The 25,434-nt window shown below is 62.0% G+C and carries 19 protein-coding genes and 1 tRNA gene; 13 read left to right on the forward strand and 7 right to left on the reverse strand.

Translation table 11 applies throughout. The features are described 5' to 3' along the window. The first annotated feature begins 33 nt into the window (after positions 1-33). From ACEN83_RS14685 to ACEN83_RS14695, 3 genes are read left to right on the forward strand one after another with little or no spacing between them, the layout of a single operon-like run. A complete protein-coding gene (locus tag ACEN83_RS14685) occupies positions 34-1,440 on the forward strand; it encodes an NAD(P)/FAD-dependent oxidoreductase (RefSeq protein WP_495580742.1) in 1,407 nt (468 codons plus the stop codon). 43 nt (positions 1,441-1,483) lie between these two features. Beyond that, the gene (locus tag ACEN83_RS14690) at positions 1,484-1,825 is read left to right on the forward strand and encodes a cupin domain-containing protein (protein ID WP_007970609.1); all 342 of its coding nucleotides are present in this window, start codon (positions 1,484-1,486) and stop codon (positions 1,823-1,825) included. Positions 1,826-1,869: 44 nt separating this feature from the next. Beyond that, complete coding sequence (locus tag ACEN83_RS14695) at positions 1,870-2,955, forward strand: polyamine ABC transporter substrate-binding protein (protein WP_007970611.1); 1,086 nt, start codon at positions 1,870-1,872, stop codon at positions 2,953-2,955. Positions 2,956-3,002: 47 nt separating this feature from the next. Here ACEN83_RS14695 and ACEN83_RS14700 read toward each other — a convergent pair whose 3' ends face one another. Both ACEN83_RS14700 and ACEN83_RS14705 read right to left on the reverse strand, forming a co-directional pair. Then, positions 3,003-3,680: an MliC family protein gene (locus ACEN83_RS14700; RefSeq protein WP_116583176.1), complete on the reverse strand. Its 678-nt coding sequence runs from the start codon at positions 3,678-3,680 to the stop codon at positions 3,003-3,005. A gap of 137 nt (positions 3,681-3,817) precedes the next feature. Next, positions 3,818-4,042 carry a YgdI/YgdR family lipoprotein gene (locus ACEN83_RS14705; protein WP_116583197.1) on the reverse strand — a complete coding sequence of 75 codons (225 nt, stop codon included), beginning with the start codon at positions 4,040-4,042 and terminating at the stop codon, positions 3,818-3,820. A gap of 259 nt (positions 4,043-4,301) precedes the next feature. Here ACEN83_RS14705 and ACEN83_RS14710 point away from each other — a divergent pair, with 259 nt between their 5' ends. From ACEN83_RS14710 to ACEN83_RS14720, 3 genes are read left to right on the forward strand one after another with little or no spacing between them, the layout of a single operon-like run. Further along, the gene (locus ACEN83_RS14710; protein WP_495580874.1) at positions 4,302-5,906 is read left to right on the forward strand and encodes a VRR-NUC domain-containing protein; all 1,605 of its coding nucleotides are present in this window, start codon (positions 4,302-4,304) and stop codon (positions 5,904-5,906) included. Next, positions 5,903-8,188, forward strand: coding sequence for an ATP-dependent DNA helicase (locus ACEN83_RS14715; protein ID WP_495580743.1), 2,286 nt, complete (start codon positions 5,903-5,905; stop codon positions 8,186-8,188). The genes ACEN83_RS14710 and ACEN83_RS14715 overlap by 4 nt, the downstream gene beginning before the upstream one ends. 16 nt (positions 8,189-8,204) lie before the next feature. Next, positions 8,205-10,124, forward strand: a complete 1,920-nt coding sequence (locus tag ACEN83_RS14720) for a hybrid sensor histidine kinase/response regulator (protein WP_495580744.1) — start codon at positions 8,205-8,207, stop codon at positions 10,122-10,124. Here ACEN83_RS14720 and ACEN83_RS14725 read toward each other — a convergent pair. Both ACEN83_RS14725 and ACEN83_RS14730 read right to left on the reverse strand, forming a co-directional pair. Further along, positions 10,102-11,463: a cation:proton antiporter gene (locus ACEN83_RS14725; protein ID WP_495580745.1), complete on the reverse strand. Its 1,362-nt coding sequence runs from the start codon at positions 11,461-11,463 to the stop codon at positions 10,102-10,104. The two genes, ACEN83_RS14720 and ACEN83_RS14725, sit on opposite strands and share 23 nt — an antisense overlap. Before the next feature lie 683 nt (positions 11,464-12,146). Continuing rightward, on the reverse strand, positions 12,147-13,301 hold the full coding sequence (locus tag ACEN83_RS14730) for a MalY/PatB family protein (protein WP_495580746.1): 1,155 nt from the start codon (positions 13,299-13,301) through the stop codon (positions 12,147-12,149). 332 nt (positions 13,302-13,633) lie between these two features. Between ACEN83_RS14730 and fdnG the strand changes: the two genes are divergently transcribed. From fdnG to ACEN83_RS14765, 7 genes are all read left to right on the forward strand, one after another. Continuing rightward, complete coding sequence (fdnG, locus tag ACEN83_RS14735; RefSeq protein WP_495580747.1) at positions 13,634-16,699, forward strand: formate dehydrogenase-N subunit alpha; 3,066 nt, start codon at positions 13,634-13,636, stop codon at positions 16,697-16,699. Further along, entirely contained in the window at positions 16,700-17,635 is a 936-nt protein-coding gene (gene fdxH / locus ACEN83_RS14740) for a formate dehydrogenase subunit beta (protein ID WP_495580748.1), read from the forward strand. After that, positions 17,632-18,297: a formate dehydrogenase subunit gamma gene (locus tag ACEN83_RS14745; RefSeq protein ID WP_258687012.1), complete on the forward strand. Its 666-nt coding sequence runs from the start codon at positions 17,632-17,634 to the stop codon at positions 18,295-18,297. The genes fdxH and ACEN83_RS14745 overlap by 4 nt, the downstream gene beginning before the upstream one ends. Before the next feature lie 3 nt (positions 18,298-18,300). Then, positions 18,301-19,227, forward strand: a complete 927-nt coding sequence (gene fdhE, locus ACEN83_RS14750; protein ID WP_495580749.1) for a formate dehydrogenase accessory protein FdhE — start codon at positions 18,301-18,303, stop codon at positions 19,225-19,227. Between the two features lie 51 nt (positions 19,228-19,278). Continuing rightward, positions 19,279-20,709 carry an L-seryl-tRNA(Sec) selenium transferase gene (gene selA, locus ACEN83_RS14755; RefSeq protein WP_495580750.1) on the forward strand — a complete coding sequence of 477 codons (1,431 nt, stop codon included), beginning with the start codon at positions 19,279-19,281 and terminating at the stop codon, positions 20,707-20,709. Then, positions 20,706-22,613, forward strand: coding sequence for a selenocysteine-specific translation elongation factor (selB, locus tag ACEN83_RS14760; RefSeq protein ID WP_495580751.1), 1,908 nt, complete (start codon positions 20,706-20,708; stop codon positions 22,611-22,613). The genes selA and selB overlap by 4 nt, the downstream gene beginning before the upstream one ends. A gap of 19 nt (positions 22,614-22,632) precedes the next feature. Beyond that, positions 22,633-22,728: transfer RNA gene (locus tag ACEN83_RS14765), tRNA-Sec, on the forward strand. Between the two features lie 105 nt (positions 22,729-22,833). Here the strand turns inward: ACEN83_RS14765 and ACEN83_RS14770 are convergent. The 3 genes from ACEN83_RS14770 to ACEN83_RS14780 all read right to left on the reverse strand — a co-directional run bounded on the left by ACEN83_RS14770 (position 22,834) and on the right by ACEN83_RS14780 (position 25,300). Further along, on the reverse strand, positions 22,834-23,124 hold the full coding sequence (locus ACEN83_RS14770; protein ID WP_007980938.1) for a type II toxin-antitoxin system RelE/ParE family toxin: 291 nt from the start codon (positions 23,122-23,124) through the stop codon (positions 22,834-22,836). Next, positions 23,117-23,362 (reverse strand): type II toxin-antitoxin system ParD family antitoxin, encoded by a 246-nt coding sequence (locus tag ACEN83_RS14775; RefSeq protein ID WP_495580752.1) that lies wholly within the window; start codon positions 23,360-23,362, stop codon positions 23,117-23,119. The genes ACEN83_RS14770 and ACEN83_RS14775 overlap by 8 nt, the downstream gene beginning before the upstream one ends. Before the next feature lie 870 nt (positions 23,363-24,232). Then, entirely contained in the window at positions 24,233-25,300 is a 1,068-nt protein-coding gene (locus ACEN83_RS14780; RefSeq protein ID WP_495580753.1) for an alpha/beta fold hydrolase, read from the reverse strand. Positions 25,301-25,434 lie beyond the last annotated feature (134 nt).

Consider the following 25,434-nt stretch of genomic DNA (forward strand, 5'->3'; position numbering starts at 1 on the left):
CGCCATCGAAGTTTTTCAGTGGCGGAGTCTTGCATGCCGGCGTGGCGCACTATCAGTTTGTGGATGGACCAGCTCGACGAGCCGTTGTTGGCGCGTCCGGCGCTGGAGCGGGACCTGGATGTGGACGTGGCGATCATCGGCGCCGGCTACACCGGTCTCTGGACCGCGTACTACCTCAAGCAGCAGAAACCGGAGCTGAACATCGCCATTGTCGAAGCGCAGACCGCCGGTTTCGGCGCGTCGGGGCGCAATGGCGGCTGGTTGATGGGCAACTTGCTGGGTGAAGATCGCCTGCTGGCCGGTTTGCCGGTCGAAGAGCGTCGCGCTTCCTACGATTTGTTGCATGGCATTCCGGATGAAGTGGAGATTGTCCTCGAACGTGAGGGCATCGACTGCGATTTCCGTAAAGGCGGGGTGCTGTATTGCGCTGCGCGTTATCCGGAGCAGGCGACCAGCCTGCGTCACTACCTGGACGATCTCCACCGCCAGGGCCTCGACGATAGCCACTATCGCTGGCTGAGCCCGGAACAACTGGCGCAGCAGATCCGCGTCGCCAAACCCTATGGCGGCATCTATGCGCCGCACGTGGCGACCATCCACCCGGCCAAGCTGGTTCGCGGGCTGGCCCGGATGGTGGAGCGCCTGGGGGTGAGGATCTACGAAAACAGCCCGGTCACCCATTGGCAATCCGGCAGCCTGCGCACGACGAAAGCGTCGGTGCGCTGTCACTGGGTCGTTCCGGCAGTGGAAGGCTACTCCGTCACCTTGCCGCCCCTGGGGCGCTATCAGATGCCGGTGCAGAGCCTGATCGTCGCAACCGAGCCGCTGTCGGCGGCCACTTGGGATGAAATCGGCCTGAGCCGTGGCCAGGCGTTCAGCGAGGCCAGTCGACAAGTGACCTACGGCCAGCGCACCGCTGACAACCGTTTGATCTTTGGCGCCCGTGGCGGCTATCAGTTCGCCGGCAAGCTGCGCCACGACTTCGAGCTGACCACCGATGAAAAAGACCTGCGGCGCTACCTGTTCGGCGAGCTGTTCCCGCAGTTGAAGAACGTGCAGATCACTCATTCCTGGGGCGGCAACCTGGGCATGTCCCGGCACTTCAAGCCACACATGCTCTGCGACCGGGCCAAAGGCATCGCCTTGTCCGGCGGCTACGGCGGGGAGGGCGTTGGCGCCAGCAACCTCGGTGGACGCACGCTCGCCGACCTGATCCTGGGGCGCGACACCGATCTGGTGCGCCAGCCGTGGGTCCTTGCGCAGCGGGGCCTCGACGCGCTCAGGGCCTGGGAGCCGGAACCGATCCGCTGGCTTGGCTACAACGCAATCATCCGCAGCTTTGTCCATGAGGACCAGACCCTGGCCAACCCGGCTACCGCGCCCTGGCGGCGCAAGCTGGCGAGCGGGGTGGCCGGGTTCATGGAAGGTTTCATGCACTAGACGGCGCGCTCTTCATCGACAGGCCATATCGACAGGTAATCCCATGAGCATCACGCAATTCAAGCACACCGCAACCCTGAAACTGGAAGAGTCCAACCCGGTCGCCGTGCCCCTGGGCACGCCCGTGGCCGTAGCCTCGACCACCAGCGTCGAACGCGACGACGGCGTCGAGACCGGCGTCTGGGAATGCACCCCGGGGCGCTGGCGGCGGCAGATCGTCGCCCAGGAGTTCTGTCACTTCATCCAGGGGCGCTGCACCTTCACCCCGGACGGCGGTGAAACGCTGCACATCGAAGCCGGCGATGCACTGATGTTGCCGGCCAACAGCCTCGGTATCTGGGACATCCAGGAAACCGTGCGCAAGACCTACGTCCTGATTTTCTGATCCTTGATTGCCTGCCAACAAAAACAACCTACAGGAATCGACTCATGCTCCGAAAGACACTGACCCTGGCTCCGCTGCTGCTTGTTGCATCGATCAGTCAGGCGGCCGAAACCGTCAAAATCTATAACTGGTCGGATTACATCGCGCCGGACACCACGAAAGACTTCCAGAAAGAAACCGGCATCGGCTTCACCTACGACGTCTACGACAGCAACGAAACCCTCGATGGCAAGCTGATGACCGGCAAATCCGGGTACGACGTGGTGTTTCCGTCCAACCACTTCATGGCGCGGCAGATTGAGGGCGGCGCACTGAAGAAGCTCGACAAGAGCCAGTTGCCGAACTGGAAAAACCTCAACCCGGTATTGCTCAAGGCCTTGCAGACCAATGATCCGGGTAACGAGCACGGCTTCCCGTACCTGTGGGGCAGCACCGGCATCGGCTACAACGTTGCCAAGGTCAAGGCGGTGCTGGGCGACAACGCCCCGGTGGATTCCTGGGACTTGATTTTCAAGCCCGAGAACATGCAGAAGTTGCAGAAGTGCGGCGTGGCCATTCTCGACAACGGCCCCGAACTGCTGCCGGCCGCGTTGAACTACCTCGGCTTGCCGCCTCACAGCAAGAACCCGGACGACTACAAAAAGGCCGAAGCCTTGCTGTTGAAAGTGCGGCCGTATGTGAGCTATTTCCACTCGTCCAAGTACACCAGTGACCTGGCCAACGGTGATATCTGCGTCGCGGTCGGTTTCTCCGGCGACATCCTGCAGGCGGAAAACCGCGCCAGGGAAGCCAACAATGGTATCGACATCGGTTATGCGATTCCCAAGGAAGGCGCCGCCATCTGGTTCGACATGGTCGCGATGCCGGTCGACGCTCCTGATGAAAAGGCCGGTTACGCCTTCATGAACTATCTGCTGCGCCCGGACGTCATGGCCAGCGTCAGCAACTACGTGCACTACGCCAATGGCAACGAGCAGGCTGACAGCCTGATCGACCCGGCGATCAAGAACGACACCAAGGTTTACCCAAGCCCGGAAATGATGGGAAAACTCTTTGCCCTGGAAGCCATGCCATTGAACATCGACCGGGTTCGCACGCGCGTGTGGAACAAGATTCGCACTGGCAGTTGAAGACCCCGGTCAGGCAATCGGGACAGGATGTCCCGTTGCCATCCTTGTCAGCCAACCGGCTCGGCTGCGCAACTCATCTGGCCTGAGCCGGGTATCTGGAAAAAAACGTCATCGCCGATTTGCCAGAAGCTGTAGCTGCCTTTGTAATCCTTGCCCGTGTACTGGGTTCCGGAATTGTTCGGCACCTGGTTCAGCGTCACCGAGGAGTTGGCCCATTTGAGGAACACCACGCCCGGTTCGACCGTAAAGAAGGTCGCGGCCACCAATGCGTTGAACCCTGCGCAACGATAAGCCAAGGGGCCTTCGGTGAGCCGGCTCGGGTCCTTGGTTCTGGCAATGGCCGAACCCTGACGCAGTTGGAACGCACGCTCGGCATAACTGGCGATGACGCACGTCCTGGCTTGCGGCCCGGCACCACAGCGGTTACGGGACTCCATCCAGAACCGATGATCTATCTCGACTTTATTCGGGCGCGGCACTGAATGTTCGTCGGTGAGCGCCAGGAGATACAGACGATCGAGTTCCAGGTCCATGCGCGCCAACTGAGCGTCGTGACAGACAAGCTTTTCGGTGGATGCCTGGGGCGTAGTGCAATCGAAACTGGTTTTGTACGTCGGCAAGGGCTTTGGTTTTGGTTTTGCCTTTGTAGCGGCGTCACAAAAGCTCGCCGTCACGCACGCGCTGACGGCGAGCACAGAGGCCAGAAGTGGCATGACCATTTTCATTTCGGCGTCACCTGAGTCTTTGCGTGATGCCCGTATTGCAACGCCTGTGTCGAAGCGTTGCACATTCATTCGGTCGCACGGGGTCTATCGAGTGTAAGGCAGTGCTCGAAACCTGCCACATCGTGCCAGGAGAAACGTCAGTCTTCCGCGCGAATCGTTGCCACTTCGTCGGCCCTGACTTTTACCATCGCTCCCGAAATGTCCTCGAACTCGAAGAATCCGTCCTTGGTTTTGGTCTTCGGCATGTCCTTGGTCAGGTACTGAGTGCCGTTCTGCAGGGTCACCACCGTTGGCGTCGAGCAACCGGCCAGCGCCAGCAGTGCCGCGACGGCCAGGGGTAAACCCAAAGTCTTGATGTCCATGATCACCTCCCGTTCGTTTTGAAGCAGTGCCATCCATTCGCGCCTGTCACTGCATGCCTATGGCGGTTGGTGCCGCCAGGGGGCAGAAAGTTCTACTGCCCGGGAAATATTCCGTACAGCACCTCCATTTATCCTTTTCCGATTGCACCGGGCAGGGCGGAACTGGTATCTGTACGCATAACCAGTACTCGCTCGCCATGGCCCATTTCCTGTGACCGCAAATCCCCTCGACGATCCGTTCTATTACCTCAACAACTTCATGCAAGTGCTTGATTGGCTTGAGCAGCGCTTGGCCGATGTGCTGAGCGTCGACGAGTTGCGTTTCATTAATGAGTTTAAGCGGTTACCCCGTGAATCGCAGGCACTGCTGGTCAGAATGGTCATGCGCAAGGGCGTTCATTTCAGGGTGAGCAAACTGCATTACCAGGAAATCGGCGATATCCCCGGCGCCGCCGGCCCGCTGTTGACACTCGGTTGGGTCGACGAGCGTATGCCGCTGGCGGTCGAGGAACTGTTCGAACTGCTGCTCAAGGGGGAAATCCTCCAGACCTTCGGCACCGTCATCGATCAACCCAAAGGCCGGAAAACCGATTGGCTGCCAGCGCTGAGCGAGCAATTCCCCCAGGCGCAAAGCTTCAACGACTGGTGCCCGTGGCTCGATGAGCGCCTGCTCAGCCTGACCATCATGGAATTGTGCGATCGCCTGCGCCTGATGTTCTTCGGCAACCTGTACCAGGACTGGTCGGAGTTCGTGCTCGCCGACCTGGGTATCTACACCTACGAAAAAGTCGAATTCAGCGCCGAGTCCCGCGGCTTGCGCAGCCGCGAAGACGTGGATGCCTGTGTCCTCCTGCACGCGTACCAGCAACAGTTCGAAGCCGGTGAAGTGCTGGAGGAGGTGGCCGGGCGCATCAAGGGCCTGACGCTGGACAATCCCTGGTTGCAACGCCGGCGCGGCAAGCTGCTGTTCCAGATGGGCCAGTATTGCGAACGCATCGCCGATTTCGCCATGGCCCTGACCCTGTACCGTGAATGTGCTTATCCGGGGGCGCGGGCGCGGCTCATTCGTGTGCTGGAGCGCAGCGGGAAGTTCGAGTTGGCGCTGGATCTGGCCGAGCAGGCCGAACAGGCACCGGAGAGTGCCGCCGAACACCAGCAGTTGCATCGCGTGCTGCCGCGCCTGCGGCGCAAGCTCGGCGGGCCGCCCATCAAGCGGGCGGCGCCTCGGGAAATGCAGCGTCTGGACCTGCAACTACCAAGAGTCGATCCGGCAATGTCGGTCGAGTTTTACGTTCAGGCGCATCTGGCTGAGGATTCGGCACCGATCCACTACGTCGAAAACAGCCTGATCAACTCGCTGTTCGGCCTGTTGTGCTGGCCGGCGATTTTCGCGCCTTTGCCGGGGGCATTCTTCCACCCGTTCCAGCGCGGGCCGGTGGATTTGCTCAGCGAAGACTTCCAGGCCCGCCGGGCCGAACTGTTCCAGGCGTGCCTGGCCGAACTGGAAGACGGGCGCTACCGGCAGACCATACGCCAACGTTATGCCGCCAAGTGGGGCGTGCAGTCGCCGTTCGTGTTCTGGAGCGTGCTCAGCGAAGAGTTGCTGGAGCAAGCCCTCGATTGCCTTCCCGCCGAGCATCTCAGGCACTGGTTCAACCGCCTCTTGCTGGACATCAAGGCCAATCGCGCCGGCATGCCGGACCTGATCCAGTTCTGGCCCCGGCAAAAGACCTACCGCATGATCGAAGTCAAGGGCCCGGGCGATCGCCTGCAGGACAACCAGTTGCGCTGGCTGGAGTTCTGCCATGAACACCAGATGCCCGTCGCCGTGTGCTACGTGCAATGGGCGGAGCAGGACGCTTGAGCTACAGCATTGCGGTGCGGGCGTTGTGCGAGTTCACCGCCAAGGTCGGCGACCTCGACCTGCGCTTCACACCGTCGCCCACCGCGCTGGAGGGCATTGTCGGGCACCGCACGGTGGCTTCAAGGCGCAGCGAGGGCTACCAAAGCGAAGTCGCCCTCGAGGGCCAGTATCAGACCTTGACGGTCAAGGGCAGGGCGGATGGCTATGACCCGGGGCAAAACTGCCTGGAAGAGGTCAAGACCTACCGCGGTGACCTGAGCAAGCAACCGGCCAACCACCGTCAGTTGCATTGGGCCCAGGCGAAAATCTACGGCTGGTTGATGTGCCGCCAACGGGATCTGCCCCGGATCAACCTGGCGCTGGTGTATTTCGACATCGTCAGCGAAAAGGAAACCTGCCTGGTCGAGTCCTTCGAGGCCGCGCAGCTGCAACAGTTCTTCGAGCTTCAATGCTCGCGCTTCCTGCAATGGGCGCAACAGGAAGTCGCCCACCGTGACGGGCGCAATCTCGCGGCGCAGCGCCTGGCCTTTCCCCACGCCGACTTTCGCCCGGGGCAGCGCCATCTGGCCGAGTCGGTGTTCAAGGCCGTCAGCACAGGGCGCTGCCTGATGGCGCAGGCGCCCACGGGAATCGGCAAGACCCTGGGCACCCTGTTTCCCATGCTCAAGGCACTCGCACCGCAGCAGCTGGACAAAGTGTTCTTCCTGACGGCGAAAACCCCGGGACGCAAGCTCGCCCTGGACGCCGCGCAAGTGTTGCTGGCCAGCGCCGATGCGCCCCCGTTGCGGGTGTTGGAGATGATTGCCCGGGACAAGGCCTGCGAACATCCGGACAAAGCCTGCCACGGTGAGTCCTGCCCACTGGCCCGGGGGTTCTACGATCGCCTGCCGGCCGCACGGCAGGCGGCCAGTCAACTGAGCCTGCTGGACCAGAGCGCCTTGCGCGAGGTTGCCCTGGCACACGATGTCTGTCCGTACTATCTGAGCCAGGAAATGGCGCGATGGGCCGACGTGGTGGTTGCCGACTACAACTATTACTTCGATTTCAGCGCCTTGCTGTTCGGTCTGGCCCAGGCCAATCACTGGAGGGTCGCGGTGCTGGTCGACGAAGCCCACAACCTGGTGGAGCGCGGCCGGCAGATGTACAGCGCCAGCCTCGATCAGGCGACCTTCAACGGTGTGCGCAAAACCGCGCCCGACCTGCTGAAAAAGCCGATGCAGCGAATCAGCCGCGAGTGGAATGCCCTGCATGACGCGCAAACCGGTGCCTATCAAGCCTATGACAAGGCGCCGGAAAAGCTGCTTCAGGCACTCTCATCGTGCAGCGCCAGCATCGGTGACTACCTGAACGATCACCCACAAGGGCTGGACAGCGCACTGCAAGGCTTCTACTTCGACATGCTGCAGTTTTGTAGGGTGGCCGAACTGTTCGATGAGCAGTTCCTGTTCGACATCAGCAAGCGCGACCTCGAACGCAAGCGCAATCTCTCGCAACTGTGCCTGCGCAACGTGGTACCCGCAGGGTTCATCCGCCCGCGCCTGACTGCGGCGCGCAGCACCGTGCTGTTTTCCGCGACCCTCAGCCCCCGGCACTATTACGCCGATTTACTGGGAACGCCGGCCGATACGGTGTGCATCGACGTCGAGTCACCGTTTCATGCCGATCAACTGCAGGTGCACATCGTCAACCGGATCTCCACGCGGTTCGTGCATCGCCAGTCCTCGCTCGAACCGATCGTGGAGCTGATCGCCAGCCAGTTCTGCAAGCGTCCCGGTAATTACCTGGCGTTTTTCAGCAGTTTCGATTATTTGCAGCAGGTGGCGCAGCTACTCGCGGAGAAACATCCGCACATCAACCTGTGGTCGCAGTCCCGAGGCATGGGCGAAGCGCAACGCCAGCAGTTTCTCGACCAATTCCACGCCGACGGGCAGGGGGTCGGCTTTGCGGTGCTGGGCGGGGCCTTTGGTGAAGGCATCGATTTGCCCGGTGCCCGGTTGATCGGCGCGTTTATCGCCACGTTGGGCCTGGCCCAGCTCAATCCGGTGAACGAGCAACTGAAACGACGGATGGCTGCCATCTTTGGCGCCGGTTACGACTACACCTATCTGTTTCCCGGTGTACAGAAAGTGGTGCAGGCCGCCGGGCGGGTCATCCGTACGCAACAGGATCAAGGGGTAGTGATGTTGATCGACGACCGTTTTGGCGAGAGCAAGGTCAAACAATTGTTGCCGCGTTGGTGGGCTTTCCAAATTCCCGGTATGACGCATACTCCAGAGAAATAATGAGGCGGTGGGATCCATGAGCGAAGATCGAACCAAGGTCAGTGCCATCGAAGACGGTCGTTTCCGGCTATTGATCGATGCAGTGATCGACTATGCGATCTACATGATTGATCCGGACGGCGTCATTACCAGCTGGAATGCCGGCGCCAGGCGTTTCAAGGGGTATGAAGAGGCCGAGATCCTCGGTGAGCATTTCTCGCGTTTCTACACCGATGAAGATCGCCGTGCCGGCTTGCCCCAGCGGACACTGGACACGGCGCTTGGTGAGGGGCGTTTCGAGGGCGAGGGCTGGCAGGTGCGCAAGGACGGCAGCCATTTCTGGTCCCATGTGGTCATCGATCCGATCTTCGACAGCTCGGGCACCCTGCTGGGTTTCGCCAAGATTACCCGCGACCTGACCGATCGCCGGGTGGCCGAGGAAATCCTCAAGCAAAGCGAGCAGCAGTTCCGCCTGCTGGTGCAGAGCGTTACCGACTATGCGATCTACATGCTTTCGCCGGACGGACGCGTGAGCAACTGGAACCTTGGCGCCCAGCGCATCAAGGGTTACTCGCCGGAAGAAGTCATTGGCCAGCATTTTTCGATCTTTTATACCCCGGAGGATCGCGAAGCTCGCGAGCCACAAAGGACGCTGGACATCGCCGTGCGTGAAGGGCGCTTTGAAAACAAGGGCTGGCGCATGCGCAAGGACGGTACGCGGTTCCTCGCCCACGTTATCGTCGATCCGATCTGGGGCGACACTGGCACCTTGCTCGGTTTTGCCAAGATTACCCGTGATATCACTGACGTCACGCAAGCGCAGCAGGTGCTGGAACAAACCCGGGAGGCCTTGTTCCAGGCGCAGAAAATGCAGGCCATCGGCCAGCTCAGTGGTGGCATCGCTCACGATTTCAATAACCTGCTGACGGTGATCCTCGGCAATCTGGAAATCGTGCGCAAACGGGTGACGGACAATCCCAAATTGACCCGCTTGATCGACAACGCTACCCAGGGTGCCTTGCGCGGCGTTTCCCTGACCCAGCGCATGCTGGCGTTTGCCCGACGCCAGGAACTCAAGTCGGAACCTGTGCGGATACCGGCGTTGGTGGAAGGCATTTCCGGGCTGTTGCGCAGTTCCCTGGGGCCGTCGGTGAAAATCGAAACGCGCTTTCCCGAAGATCTCGAGCCGGTGCTGGCGGACCTCAACCAGCTGGAACTGGCCGTACTGAACCTGGCCACCAACGCCCGTGACGCCATGCCCAATGGCGGAACCATCAGCTTCAGCGCCAGAAACCGTGAAGTGACCGACACAGCCACCTCATCCCTGGCCCCGGGGGGCTACGTCTGCCTGAGCATTGCCGATACCGGCGAGGGCATGGATGAAACCACGCTGGTCTCGGCGATGGACCCGTTTTTCACCACCAAGGGCGTGGGTAAAGGCACGGGCCTTGGGTTGTCGATGGTTCACGGTTTTATTGAACAACTGGGCGGACGGTTCATCCTCAAAAGCCAGAAGGACCATGGCACCACCGCCGAACTCTGGTTGCCGGTCGCCACCGGGGATTCGCCCGTCAAACCGGTCGCCGAAGCGCCGGCCGTGACCGGACCCGGCCTGAGCGTATTGGTGGTGGACGATGACAGCCTGGTATTGACCAGCACCTGTCTGCTGCTCGAGGACCTCGGGCATCGGGTCATCAGTGCGCCTTGCGGTGCCAGGGCGCTGGAACTGTTCAACAGTGAACCGCAGATCGATCTGGTCATCACCGACATGGCCATGCCACAGATGAGTGGGGCTCAACTGGCCAATGCCATCAGGAACATGCGACCGGACGTGCCGATCATCCTCGCCACCGGTTATGCCGAACGGCTGGAAGGCTTTGCCGCCCATCTGCCGCGTTTGCCGAAACCTTTTACCCAACTCAACCTGGTGGAAGTCATTGCCTTGGCGATGAAGTGACGCGGCGGCTGCGCTGTTCATAGCGGGCCAGCATGGGCTGGGTGCTGATGCCATGGACCAGAATGCTCAGGGCCACCACCGAGAGCGTCAGGTCGGTACACAAGGTGGCCACCGAAGGTGGCAGATCGTGGTTCAGGGCGTAGAACAGGTAGTAGAAACTGCCGATGCCTCGAATGCCGAACCAGCCGATCAACCAGCGTTGCGGGCCATTGAGCAGCGAACCCCAGGGCATCAGCCACACCGCCAGCGGACGAATCATCCCGAACAGCACCAGCCCGAGCACCAGAGCCCGCCAGTCCCAGTGCGCAACCAGCACGACCCCGAGCAGGGTGACCAGAAACACTTCCATGGCCCGTTCCACCAGGCTGCCGAACGACAGCATGTCGCCCATCATGATCCCGGCAGCGACTTGCGTATCTTCCAGGTGGTCCACATTGCCGGCCACGGCCGCTTCGGGTTCGACATGCTGATGACCGACCACCGCCTGGACCAGATGCTCGGCCGGTGCCTGGGTGTCACCGCTTGTCCTGACCTCGGCCTGGCGCAAGCCCAGGCCTGCGGCAAACACCGAGAGAAACCCGTAGCCCTGGATGGTTTCGGCCACGACATAGGCCAGTGCGATCAGGGCCAGTGCCAGATAATCATTGGGTGAGAAGGTGCTGTCGGCGTTCTTGATGCGCATGAACAAGGTCAGGTGGCCAATGCCGCGCCCCATCCAGTAACCGGTCAGCAGTCCGGCGGGTACGGCCCAGAGCAGCCGCTTGAGGAGCCAGTCATCCAGACCGCTGGCAACACTGCCGTTTTGCTGCAAGAACAGAAGCCCCAGAATCACAAAGGGGAATGCGATGCCGTCGTTCAATCCAGCCTCGCCCGAGAGTCCGAACCGCACCGGATCGTCGTCCTTGGCGTCATTGACCTGAACCAACGAGGCCAGGACCGGGTCGGTCGGCGCCAGTATCGCCCCGATCAGCAGCGACGGCCCCCATGCCAGCGCCAAGGCGAAATGCAGCAGCAGGCAGACGCCGACAATCGTCAGCATCATGACCGGCCCCGCCAGAACAAACGCCACTCGCCATTGGCGATCACGCAGCGCGGGGCGCAGCTTGAGACCACAGACAAACAATGAAAACAGCACCGCAACTTCCGTCAGGTGCTCGATCCAGAATGCCGAGTCTTCGATGTCCAACCTGAGCAAACCCAGGCCCGCCGGACCGATGGCGACGCCCAGTACCAGACACACGGCCGACGTAGTGACCGGCATCCAGCGCAGGTAGGACGAAGTCAGTGCCAGCGTCAGCAACACAGCCCCCAACACCGCCACCCAGGTAACGAAGCTCATGGTCCGGATCTCGCAACAACCTTGTAGGAGCGAGCTTGCTCGCGATGGACGTAAACGATAACGCGTTCTGTCTGAATAAACGCGTTGTGCTGGCGTTCATCGCGGGCAAGCCCGCTCCCACAGGGATCCCGGTGGTTGTCGAGGGGCTGATCAGACCTTGAGACGGCGCAAGCTGCGCTCCATCCGCGCAATGCAGATTACGTGTAGGAGCGAGCTCGCGATGGACGTAAACGATAACGCGTTCTGTCCGAATAAACGCGTTGCGCTGGCGTTCATCGCGGGCAAGCCCGCTCCCACAGGGATCCCGGTGGTTGTCGAGGGGCTGATCAGACCTTGAGACGGCGCAAGCTGCGCTCCATCCGCGCAATGCAGATTACGTGTAGGAGCGAGCTCGCGATGGACGTAAACGATAACGCGTTCTGTCCGAATAAACGCGTTGCGCTGGCGTTCATCGCGGGCAAGCCCGCTCCCACAGGGATCCGGGTTGTTGTTGAAAGAGAGATCAGGCCTTGAGACGGCGCAAACTGCGCTCCATCCGCGCGATGCAGATTACTTGTAGGAGCGAGCTTGCTCGCGATGGACGTAAACGATAACGCGTTCTGTCTGAATAAACGCGTTGCGCTGGCGTTCATCGCGGGCAAGCCCGCTCCCACAGGGATCCGGGTGGTTGTCGAGGGGCTGGATCAGGCCTTGAGATGGCGCAAGCTGCGCTCCATCCGCGCGATGCCTTCTTCGAGCAGCGAGCGTGGGCAGCCGAAATTCAGGCGCACGAACTGCTTGCAGTCATCGCCGAAGTCCAGGCCGGCGCTCAAGCCGACCCTGGCCTGTTCGAGGAAGAACTGCTGCGGGTCGTCCAGCCCCAGTGCCGTGCAGTCGAGCCACGCCAGGTAGGTACTTTGCGGCAGGTTCATGGTGATGCCCGGCAGGCGGGTGCGTACCGCGTCGGCGAGGAAATCGCGGTTGCCTTGCAGGTAGACTTTCAGTTCGGCCAGCCATGGCGCAGCTTCGCTGTAGGCGACCCGGGTGGCTTCCATGCCCAGCGGGTTGACGCTGTCGACCATGCCGCAACGGGCGTGGTTGACCTTCTCGCGCAGGTGGCGGTCCTGGATGATCATGAACGAGGTCTTCAGGCCGGCGATGTTGTAGGCCTTGCTCGCCGACATCAGCGTGATGGTGCGCTGGGCGACTTGCGGGCTCAGCGTGGCCATCGGAATGTGCTGGCGGCCGTCGAAGCACAACTCGGCGTGGATCTCGTCGGAAATGATCCAGGCATCATGCTCGAGGCAAATGTCGGCAATGGCTTGCAGCTCTGCGCGGGGGAAAGCCTTGCCCAACGGGTTATGCGGGTTGCTCAGCAACAGTGCGCCACCACCTTGCAGCGACTGGCTCAGGGTATCCAGCGGCGTGCTGTAGGTGCCATCGGCTTGCGCATCGAAATTCAGTTCGACCTTGTTCAGGCCCCAATGTCCGGGGGCGTGGCGCAGCGGCGGGTAGTTCGGCACCTGTACAACGACGTTTTGTGGCGCCTGCACCAGGGCCTTCAATGCCATGTTGAAGCCCGACTCGACGCCTGGCAGGAAAATCAGCTCCTGCGGCTCGACACGCCAGGCATATTTGTTCCAGAGGTCGGCAACGATCGCCTCGCGCAGGTCATCCTGGGCCACGCTGTAACCGACCATCGGGTGTTCCAGTCGTTTTTGCAGGGCCTGGATGATCACCGGCGGCGCGGCGAAATCCATGTCGGCGACCCACATCGGCAACACGTCCGCCGGGTAGCGGCTCCACTTGGTACTGCCGGTGTTGTGGCGGTCGAACACCTGATCAAAATCGAAAGTCATGCGCAAATCTCGTAAAGGCCGGTTAATCATGCCGGCCATGATAAGCGCCAATCCCCGCAGGAGCGAGCCTGCTTGTGTAGGAGCTGCCGAAGGCTGCGATCTTTTGATCTTGTTTTTTAAGATCAGGATCAAAAGATCGCAGCCTTCGGCAGCTCCTACAGGGTGACGAGTTGCGGTTTCGGGCGGCGGATGGCCGTTGCCCGACGGTCGGTTCTCATGGCGAATTCGACAGCCCTGTCTAAAATTCAACTGTCGGCAGCCAGACTGCCGCGACCGTGGTTGTTCAAAAAAGCCCGGCCATGTACCGGGTTCCACCTGATCAGGAGTGCACGATGGATCTCAGCCGTCGTCAGTTCTTCAAGGTCGCCGGTATCGGCCTTGCAGGCTCTAGCCTGGGTGCGTTGGGCATGGCCCCGACGCTTGCCTTTGCCGAACAGGTGCGTCACTTCAAGCTCGCCCACACCCATGAAACCCGCAACACCTGCCCGTATTGCTCGGTCGGTTGCGGCTTGATCATGTACAGCCAGGGCGATGCGGCGAAGAATGTCGCGCAAAACATCATCCACATCGAAGGTGACGCCGACCACCCGGTCAACCGCGGCACCCTGTGCCCCAAAGGCGCGGGCCTGCTGGATTTCATTCACAGTCCCGGCCGCCTGCAATACCCGCAGGTGCGCAAACCCGGCAGCACTGAGTGGACGCGCATCTCCTGGGATGAAGCCCTCGATCGCGTCGCCAACCTGATGAAGGCCGACCGCGACGCCAACTTCATCGAGAAGAACGCCCAGGGGCAAACGGTGAACCGCTGGCTGACCACCGGCTTCCTCGCGGCATCGGCGGCGTCCAATGAAGCGGGCTACATCACCCACAAGGTGGTGCGCAGCCTCGGCATGCTGGGGTTCGATAACCAGGCGCGTGTCTGACACGGCCCGACGGTGGCAAGTCTTGCCCCGACGTACGGCCGTGGTGCCATGACCAATACCTGGACCGATATCGCCAACGCGAATCTGGTTCTGGTGATGGGCGGCAACGCAGCAGAAGCGCACCCGTGCGGCTTCAAATGGGTGACCGAAGCCAAGGCGCACAACAAGGCGCGGCTGATCGTGGTCGACCCGCGTTTTACCCGCACCGCCTCGGTGGCCGACTATTACGCGCCGATCCGTACCGGCACCGACATCGCCTTCATGGGCGGGCTGATCAACTACCTGCTGACCGAAGACAAGATCCAGCACGAGTACGTGCGCAACTACACCGACGTGTCGTTCATCGTCAAAGCCGGCTATGGCTTCGAGGACGGGATTTTCAGCGGCTACGACGCGGCCAAGCGCCTCTACACCGACAAATCCGGCTGGGGCTATGAGCTCGGTGAAGACGGTTTTGCCAAGGTCGACCCGACCCTGCAGGACCCGCGCTGCGTCTATCAATTGATGAAGCAGCATTACAGCCGTTACACCCGGGAACTGGCGAGCCAGATCTGCGGCATGCCGGTCGATGCCATGCAGAAAATCTGGGAGGAAATCGCCACTTGCTCGACGCCGGGCAAGACCATGACCATCCTCTATGCGCTGGGCTGGACCCAGCACTCGATTGGCGCGCAGATGATCCGCAGCGCGGCGATGGTGCAACTGTTGCTGGGCAACGTCGGCATGCCGGGCGGGGGCGTGAACGCCTTGCGCGGACACTCCAATATCCAGGGGCTGACCGACCTGGGGCTGCTGTCCAACTCACTGCCGGGCTACCTCACGCTACCCGGCGATGCCGAACAGGATTACAACGCCTACATCGTCAAGCGTACGCAGAAGCCGTTGCGGCCTGGGCAACTGTCCTACTGGCAGAACTACAGCAAGTTCCACGTCAGCCTGATGAAGTCCTGGTACGGCGCCAACGCCACCGCCGAGAACAACTGGGCTTACGACTACCTGCCGAAACTGGACATTCCCCAGTACGACATCCTCAAGGTGTTCGACCTGATGGGGCAAGGCAAGGTGAACGGCTACATGTGCCAGGGCTTCAACCCTATCGCCGCGTTGCCAGACAAAAACCGCGTGATGGCGGCACTGGCCAAGCTGAAATGGCTGGTGGTGATGGACCCACTGGCCACAGAGACTTCCGAGTTCTGGCAAAAGGTCGGGCCGTACAACGACGTGAACAGCGCCGACATCCAGACCGAAGTCATCCGCCTGCCCACCACCTGTTTTGCCGAGGAAGACGGTTCGCTGGTCAACAGCAGTCGCTGGCTGCAATGGCACTGGAAAGGCGCCGACGGCCCTGGCGAAGCGCGCACCGACGTGCGGATCATGAGCGAATTGTTCCTGCGTCTGCGCCAGCGTTATCAGGCCGATGGCGGCAAGTACCCCGACCCGCTGCTCAAGTTGACGTGGCCGTACAAGATCCCCGACGAGCCTTCGCCGGAGGAACTGGCCAAGGAAATCAACGGCTCGGCGACGGCCGACTTCACCGATGCCACCGGCGCGGCGATCAAGGCCAATACGCAACTGGCAGGTTTCGGCCAGCTCAAGGATGACGGCAGTACGGCGTCCGGTTGCTGGATTTTCTGTGGCAGCTGGACCGAACTGGGCAACCAGATGGCCCGCCGCGACAACAACGACCCGTATGGCATGCACCAGCATCAGGGCTGGGCCTGGGCCTGGCCGGCCAACCGGCGGATCCTCTACAACCGCGCCTCGGCGGACCTGCAAGGCAAGCCGTGGGATCCGAAAAAACGCCTGGTGTGGTGGAATGGCAAAGCCTGGGCCGGTACCGATGTACCGGACTACAAGGCCGACGTGCCACCGGAAGCCGGGATGAATCCGTTCATCATGAACCCCGAAGGCGTGGCGCGATTCTTCGCCGTCGACAAGATGAACGAAGGTCCGTTTCCCGAGCACTACGAGCCGTTCGAAACCCCGATCGGCATCAATCCGCTGCACCCGCAAAACAAGAAAGCCACCAGCAACCCGGCAGCACGGATCTTCGATTCGGTGTGGGACACCCTCGGTGTGGCCAAGGATTACCCGTACGCCGCCACCAGTTACCGGCTGACCGAGCATTTCCACTTCTGGAGCAAGCATTGCAAGCTCAACGCGATCGTCCAGCCCGAGCAGTTCGTGGAAATCGGCGAAGTGCTGGCCAAGGAAAAAGGCATAGTCGCAGGCGACCGGGTAAGGGTCAGCAGCAAGCGTGGCTTCATCGAAGCGGTGGCGGTGGTGACCAAGCGGATTCGTCCGCTGCAGGTCAACAATCAGGTGGTGCACCAGATCGGCATTCCCCTGCACTGGGGCTTTACCGGGCTCACGCGGCACGGTTACCTGACCAACACCCTGGTGCCGTTCCTCGGCGATGGCAACACACAGACCCCGGAATCCAAGTCATTCCTGGTCAACGTGGAGAAAGTCTAAATGGCCAGCCAAGACATCATTGCCCGCTCGGCCACCACCACGCCCGCGCCCTCGGTTCGCGGCATGGAGGAAGTCGCCAAGCTGATCGACACCACCAAATGCATTGGCTGCAAGGCCTGCCAGGTTGCCTGCTCGGAATGGAACGATCTGCGCGATGAGGTCGGCCACAACCACGGTACCTACGAAAACCCGCAGGACCTCAGCGCCGAAACCTGGACGCTGATGCGCTTCACCGAGCACGAGACCGACGCCGGCAACCTGGAGTGGCTGATCCGCAAGGACGGCTGCATGCACTGCGCCGAGCCCGGTTGTCTGGCGGCATGCCCCAGTCCCGGGGCGATCATCAAGCACGCCAACGGCATCGTCGATTTCGATCAGGACCACTGCATCGGCTGCGGTTACTGCATTACCGGGTGTCCGTTCAACATTCCACGGATCTCGCAAAAGGATCACAAGGCCTACAAGTGCACCCTGTGCTCGGACCGGGTGGCGGTCGGGCTGGAACCGGCCTGCGTGAAAACCTGCCCGACCGGTGCCATCGTGTTCGGCTCCAAGGACGACATGAAGGAGCACGCAGCCGAACGCATCGTCGATCTGAAAAGCCGTGGTTTTGAAAACGCCGGCCTGTACGACCCCGAAGGCGTCGGCGGCACCCACGTGATGTACGTGCTGCACCATGCCGATACGCCAAGGCTGTACGCCGGCTTGCCCGATCACCCGGCGATCAGCCCGCTGGTGGGGCTGTGGAAAGGCATCAGCAAACCCCTGGCGCTGCTGGCCATGGGCGCGGCGGTGCTGGCCGGGTTCTTCCACTACGTGCGGGTCGGCCCGCAAATCGTCGAAGAGGATGAACATCCCGAACCGCTGGACAACGCCGTGCACGAAGTCGATCCGTCGGTGCATACCTTCGATCCCCGTGGGGAGGGCAGGCCATGAGCAACAAGACGATCCTGCGCTACACCAGCAACCAGCGCACCAATCACTGGCTGGTGGCGATTCTGTTCTTCATGGCTGGTTTGTCCGGATTGGCACTGTTCCACCCGGCGCTGTTCTGGCTGAGCAACCTGTTCGGCGGCGGGCCATGGACACGCATCCTGCACCCGTTCATGGGCGTGCTGATGTTCCTGCTGTTCCTTGGCCTGGTGTTCCGCTTCTGGCGCGCCAACTACTTCATCGCCAACGATCGCCTGTGGCTCAGGCGCATCGACCGGGTGATGAAAAATGAAGAGGAGGGCGTCCCGCCCATCGGCAAATACAACCCCGGGCAGAAGCTGCTGTTCTGGACTTTACTGCTGTGCATGCTGGTGCTGTTGTTCAGCGGGCTGGTGATCTGGCGTGCCTACTTCAGCGAGTATTTCGGCATCACCGCGATACGCTGGGCAATGTTGCTGCATGCACTGGCCGGGTTTGTGCTGATCCTGAGCATCATCGTGCACATCTACGCCGGCATCTGGATCAAGGGCTCGGTCAGCGCCATGGTGCACGGCCGGGTCAGCCGCGCCTGGGCCAGGAAGCACCATGAACTCTGGTATCGCCAAGTGACTCAAGATGAGACCCGCGACGAAGCGCCTACGCGACCGATCACCAAAAAGGGCTGACATTTGCCAACCATCCTCGAACCTGGAGAAATCGAAGCGGCGGCCAGTTCGCCGCCGTTTCTGTACCTGCCACCGCCCAACCTGTTCAGCCTGCGCGCCCAGCGTCTGGAAACCCTGGCCGAAGGGCACCCGCTGGCCGACTACCTGCGCCTGATTGCCGGGTTGTGCCGGGTACAGCAACAGGTGCTGGACGACCCACCGTCAAGCGAACCCCTTGACCGGCAACGCATCGAATTGTGCCAGCAGCACGGCTTGCCGCCCTTTGCAGCCGACAGCCTGGCGCGCGAAGACGACTGGCAGCTTTACCTCGATGCCTTGTTGCAACGCTACGGCGCACCGCCACAATCCGCCGTGGCCGACGCCGTGGACACCTTGCGCCTGGCCGGTGCCGGGCAACGCCGCGCCTGGGCAGTGGCACTGGTCAGCGGCCAGTATTCGCTGGTACCGGCCGCGCTGGTGCCGTTTCTCGGTGCGGCGCTGCAGACGGCCTGGAGCCACTGGCTGTTGAGTACGCCGAACCTGGCACTGACACCCGGCGACAGCCTCAGCCAGTGCCCGGCCTGCGGCTCGCCGGCCATGGCCGGGGTCATCCGCCATCGCGGCAAGCACAATGGCTTGCGTTATCTGGTCTGTTCGCTGTGTGCCTGCGAGTGGCACGTGGTGCGGGTCAAGTGCGTGTATTGCGAGCAGAGCAAGGGCCTGGAATACCTCAGCCTCGAAGATGATCGCCATGCCGCCAACCAGGCGCCGTTGCGCGCCGAGGTTTGCCCCGGTTGCAACAGCTATCTGAAGTTGCTCTATCTGGAAAACGATGCGGATGCCGAAGCGTTGTCGGCCGACCTGTCCAGCCTGATGCTCGACATGCGCCTGGCCCAGGACGGTTATCAGCGCCTGGCGCCGAATCTGCTGCTGGCGCCGGGAGACGAATAAACCCAGCGTCTACACTCTGGCGCGAGGGTCATTCGTTTCCAGGAGTGCCAGATGTCTGCACGCGGTGCCAGCCCATCCCTGCGTCTACCTTCCATCGACAGTCTGTTGCGTCACCCGGCGTGCCGGCCGCTGGCCGAGCGCCATGGACGCGACGCCTTGCTGGGTGCCTTGCGGCTGTTGCTGGATGAGTTGCGCGAAGGGGCACGGCAGGGTTTGCTCGAACCTGTAGAAGTCAGCGCCGAGGTGTTGGCAGGCCGGGTCGGCGAGCGATTGGCCATCTTGCATCGCAGCCATGTGCGGCGGGTGTTCAACCTCACCGGCACGGTGCTGCACACCAACCTCGGGCGGGCGTTGTTGCCCGAAGAAGCGATCGAGGCGGTGCAAATGGCCGCGCGTTATCCGCTCAACCTGGAGTTTGACCTGCGCAGCGGCAAGCGTGGCGATCGCGATGACCTGATCGAAGGCTTGATCCGCGAGCTGACCGGCGCCGAAGCGGTGACCGTGGTCAACAACAATGCCGCCGCGGTGCTGCTGACCCTCAACAGCCTGGGGGTGCGCAAGGAAGGGATTATTTCCCGGGGCGAACTGATTGAAATCGGCGGCGCCTTCCGCATTCCCGACATCATGGCCCGCGCCGGGGTGAAGCTTGTGGAGGTGGGCACCACCAACCGCACCCATGCCCGCGACTACGACGCCGCCATCGGCCCGCGCAGCGGTTTGATCATGCGGGTGCACGCGAGCAACTACAGCATTCAAGGCTTCACCACGAGCGTGCCGACCGCGGAACTGGCGCAACTGGCCCACCGGTACGATTTGCCACTGCTCGAGGACCTCGGCAGCGGCAGCCTGCTGGACTTGACCCGCTGGGGGCTGCCCGCCGAACCGACGGTGCGCCAGGCGCTGCTGGATGGCGCGGACATCGTGACCTTCAGTGGCGACAAACTGCTCGGCGGCCCGCAAGCCGGGCTGATTGTCGGTCGCAAGGACCTGATCGCGAGGATCAAGAAAAACCCGCTCAAGCGGGCGCTGCGGGTCGACAAAATGACCCTGGCGGCCCTGGAAGCGGTGCTGGGTCTCTACCGAAATCCGGACCGACTGGCCGAGCGTTTGCCAAGCCTGCGCCTGTTGACCCGGCCACAGGCCGATATCCTCGCCCAGGCCGAGCGCTTGCAGCCGGCGCTGGCCCGCGTGCTGGGTGACGGCTGGAGCGTCAGCGCCATGCCGTCACTGGGCATGATCGGCAGCGGCAGCCAGCCGGTGGCGCGGCTGGCCAGCGCGGCGCTGTGCATTCGCCCACTCACCTCGAAGCGTTTGCGCGGGCGATCCTTGCTGAATCTGGAGGAGGCCTTTCGCGCCTTGCCGATTGCGGTGCTCGGGCGCATTGACGATGACGCCCTGTGGCTGGACCTGCGGCAACTGGACGACGAACCGGCCTGGCTGACGCAGCTCGATCAATTGCACGTGGAGGGCCGGGCAGGGTGATTGTCGGCACCGCAGGACACATCGACCATGGCAAGACGGCGCTGCTCCAGGCGCTGACGGGGCAGGCGGGCGACCGGCGCCGGGAGGAGCGTGAGCGCGGCATGACCATCGACCTCGGCTACCTGTATGCCGCGCTGGAGCCGGAGGCGCCACTGACCGGTTTCATCGACGTTCCCGGCCATGAACGTTTCACCCACAACATGCTGGCCGGGGCACAGGGCATCGATCTGGTGTTGCTGGTGGTGGCCGCCGATGACGGGGTGATGCCGCAGACCCGCGAGCACCTGGCGATCGTCGAGTTGCTCGGCATCCCGCGGGCGCTGGTGGCGATTACTAAATGCGACAGGGTCGATGGCGACCGGGTCCTGGCCGTTCGTGAGCAGGTGGGTGCGTTACTGGCAACGGGGCCTTATTCCGATGCACCGCTGATTGCACTGTCGAGCGTGACCGGCGAGGGCATCGAAAGCTTGCGCAAGGCGTTGCTCGATGCCCAGGGTGAAGTGTCGCAACGCAATACCGAGGGTGGTTTTCGCCTGGCGATCGATCGGGCCTTCAGCGTGGCCGGGGCCGGTATCGTGGTGACCGGTACGGCGCTGTCCGGCCAGGTCGCGGTGGGCGATACCTTGCTGTTGGGGCCACAAGGCAAACCGGTGCGCATTCGCGGCCTGCACGCGCAAAACCAGGCCGCCGACAGCGCCTGTGCCGGCCAGCGCGTGGCGTTGAACCTGAGTGCCGAGCGGCTGGCGCTGGAGCACATCCATCGCGGTCACTGGTTGCTGGCCGACGGCTTGTACGCGCCGACCCAGCGCCTGGACATCGACATGCAGTTGCTTGCCGGCGAATCCCGGGCCTTCGAACACTTTCAACCGGTGCACCTGCACCTCGGCACCCAGGACGTCACCGGCAGAGTCGCCTTGCTCGAAGGCACCAGCCTGGCGCCCGGTGGGCGGATGTTTGCCCAACTGCTGCTCAATGCGCCGGTGCACGCGGTGAAAGGCGATCGGCTGATCCTGCGCGACCAGAGTGCCCAACGTACCTTGGGGGGCGGTCGGGTACTCGATCCATTTGCACCCACCCGGCAACGCCGCAGCCCCGAACGTTTGGCGCAGCTGGCGGCCCTGGCGAGCAGCACCGGGCTGGAGGATGTTTTGCCGGCATTGCTGGCCCACAGCGACACCGGGCTCGATCCGCAGCATCTGGAGCGGCAGTTCAACCGACCGCGCAGCCATTGGGTGTTGCCCGCTGACGTGCGCTTGATCGACACCCGCCAGGGCGCGTTGCTGTTCAGTGCCAGCCGTTGGCAGGCCTTGAAGGCCGCGGTGCTGGAACAGCTCGCACGCTTTCATCAACTCGAACCGGACCAGATGGGGCCGGACCGCGATCGCTTGCGCCGATTTGCCGGCAGCACTCAAGAACGCGGGACATTCATCAGCCTGCTTGACGAGTTGCTGGCCAGCGGCGACATCGCCAGCAGTGGCCCGTGGTTGCATCTGCCCGGGCACCAGGTGCGCTTGAGCGAAGAGGACGAAGCCCTGTGGCTGCAATTGCAACCGCTGTTCGAACAGGCCGCATTCGACCCGCCGTGGGTGCGCGACCTGGGGCATGAGGAAGCGGCCGTGCGCGGGTTGCTGCGCAAAATGGCGCGCCTGGGGCTGATGCATCAAGTGGTGCGCGACCTGTTTTATACCGACAGCATGATTCGCCGATTGGCGGCTATGCTGTTGCAACTGGCGGACGCCAACCCGGTGATCCAGGTGGCGGCGTTTCGTGATGCGGTGGGCCTGGGGCGCAAGCGCAGTATCCAGATACTGGAGTACTTCGACCGCATCGGCCTGACCCGGCGTTTTGGCGATCGTCGCCAGGTTCGCCCGGACAATGCGTTGGCCCAGCGCAATGAGCCCTGATTCAGGGGCAGGAATTCAAGGAAGGCAATCGCGCCCGGTGGCGCGGCCGGGCTTCAAACCCGGTTGGGGACGGCATCCGTTCCCGGGCAGGTTCGACTCCGGCTGCCTTCCGCCAAACAACCCCAGGCTTGCTGACTCTGTAGGAGCGAGCTTGCTCGCGATGGCGGTTGGTCGAAGCAATACATTCGTCCAGTTCTTACACGGGGTGCGAAATGGATCGTCAGAGATTGCGCTGCGCTTCCATCCGATCATGAAGGACCCTGATGATCGCAATTCCGTACGCCGTGATTCGAAAATAGATCATGTGCCGCTCCACACTGCAGCGCCGATAACCAGGACGGATAGTGTCGCAGGCCGGCGCTTTTTTCGGGTGCTCGGCCAATTGCGCAAATGCTGAGGTAAGGATGTCAATGTAGCGATTGGCCTGATCCAGGCCCCACTGGCGAGCGGTATAACTCCAGATTGCCTCGAGGTCGCCCTCTGCGGCAGGCGTTAGACGATACTCAGCCATGCGCGGTTAACATTCTCTGTTTGAATGCGGCTGGATCGAATGGGCGGGGTTTTCCACTGGATTCACCTTCCCGAAGGGCGGCACGAATCGTTTCGAGTTCAGCGCTGCGCTCCTGTTCACGACGGATCAGATCGCGAATACATTCGCTGTCGTTGGTGTAATGGCCCGCTTCTATCTGCGCTTTGATCCAGTTGTCTTGCTGGTCAGTCACGGTGATGGTTTTTCGTACGGTTCCCATGATCGGGCGCTCCACGAGATGGTCGATTTCGTGCAAATTATCATACTATTGGTGCGGTATCGAGTAGGTCTACTGTAGGAGCGAGCTTGCTCGCGATGGTCGTTAACGATAACGCTGGCTTACTGGGTAAACGCGGCGTACTGGAGTCCATCGCCAGCAAGCTGGTTCCTACAATTGTGCTCTTCTGTGGGAGCTGGCTTGCCAACGATGGTCGTTAACGATGACGCTTGTTTACTGGCTAAACGCGGCACTCTCGAGACCATCGCGAGCAGGCTCGCTCCTACAGACGCGGTCTTCTGTGGGAGCTGGCTTGCCAGCGATGGTCGTTAACGATGACGCTTGTTTACTGGTTCAACGCGGCGCTCTTGAGGCCATCGCGAGCAAGCTCGCTCCTACAGACGCGGTCTGCTGTGGGAGCTGGCTTGCCAGCGATGGTCGTTAACGATGACGCTTGTTTACTGGCTCAACGCGGCGCTCTCGAGACCATCGCGAGCAAGCTCGCTCCTACAGACGCGGTCTTCTGTGGGAGCTGGCTTGCCAGCGATGGTCGTTAACGATGACGCTTGTTTACTGGCTAAACGCGGCGCTCTCGAGATCATCGCGAACAGGCTCGCTCCTACAGACACGGTCTTCTGTAGGAGCTGGCTTGCCAGCGATGGTCGTTAACGATGACGCTTGTTTGCTGGTTCAACGCGGCGCTCTTGAGGCCATCGCGAGCAGGCTCGCTCCTACAGACGCGGTCTTCTGTAGGAGCTGGCTTGCCAGCGATGGTCGTTAACGATGACGCTTGTTTGCTGGCTCAACGCGGCGCTCTCGAGACCCTCGCGAGCAGGCTCGCACAGGGTTTTTGTGTGCCATGTCAGATCGCCCTCAAAGATGATCCGCATCGATCACAGCCTTGGCAAACGCCTGCGGGTCTTCCTGCGGCAGGTTGTGGCCGATGCCGCCGTTGATCAGCCGGAACTCGTATTTGCCGGTGAAGCGTTTGGCATAGTCTTCGGGGGCCGGGTGCGGTGCGCCGTTGGCATCGCCTTCAAGGGTGATGGTCGGCACGCTGATGGACGGCGCCGTGGCCAGCTTCTGCTCCAGCGCTTCGTAGCGGCTTTCACCCTGGACCAGGCCCAGGCGCCAGCGGTAGTTGAACACGGTGATGTCGACATGGTCCGGGTTGTCCAGCGCCTTGGCGCTGCGGTCGAAGGTGGCGTCATCGAACGCCCATTTCGGTGAAGCCAGTTGCCAGATCAGCTTGGCGAAGTCGTGGGTGTTTTTCGCGTAACCGGCGCGACCGCGGTCGGTGGCGAAGTAGAACTGATACCACCACTGCAGTTCCGCCTTGGGCGGCAGCGGGTTCTTGCCGGCCGCCTGGTTGCCGATCAGATAACCGCTGACCGAGACCAGCGCCTTGACCCGCTCCGGCCACAGCGCCGAGACAATGTCGGCCGAACGCGCACCCCAGTCATAACCACCGAGCACCGCTTGCTTGATCTTCAGCGCATCCATGAAGTCGATGACATCGCTGGCCAGCGCGGCCGGCTGGCCATTGCGCAGGGTCTTGTCGGAGAGGAAATGGGTATCGCCATAGCCCCGCGCATAGGGCATCAACACCCGGTAGCCCTTGGCGGCGAGCAGCGGCGCGACCTCGTCATAGCTGTGAATGTCGTACGGCCAGCCGTGCAGCAGGATCACCACCGGTCCGTTGGCCGGGCCGGTTTCGGCATACGCTACGTCCAGCAGCCCGGCGTTGACATGCTTGAGCGGGCCGAACGGAGAGGGCGCCGCCTGAGTGGTTTGGGCAGGGGTCGCAGCCGGCTGCACGCTGGCGGCCGTTTGCCCATGGGCTGCGCCGAGCACACCGAACAGGCTGAGTGCGAGGATCGATGCGCCGACCAGGTGGCGGCGAGTCTTGCCGGTGTTGCTGTTGCGCAGTGCCATCTTCATGGGATGTCTCCATTACCAGCCATGGGCAGGGGGCGGTCTGAGCCCCTGCAAACCTTGCTTGCATTGAAACGCGGCAACGTATCCGGCCTGTGTCCGATCAGCGGCCGGATGAAAGTCTGTGTATCGGGACGTCG

The sequence above is a fragment of the Pseudomonas sp. Pseusp49 genome, assembly GCF_059491875.1.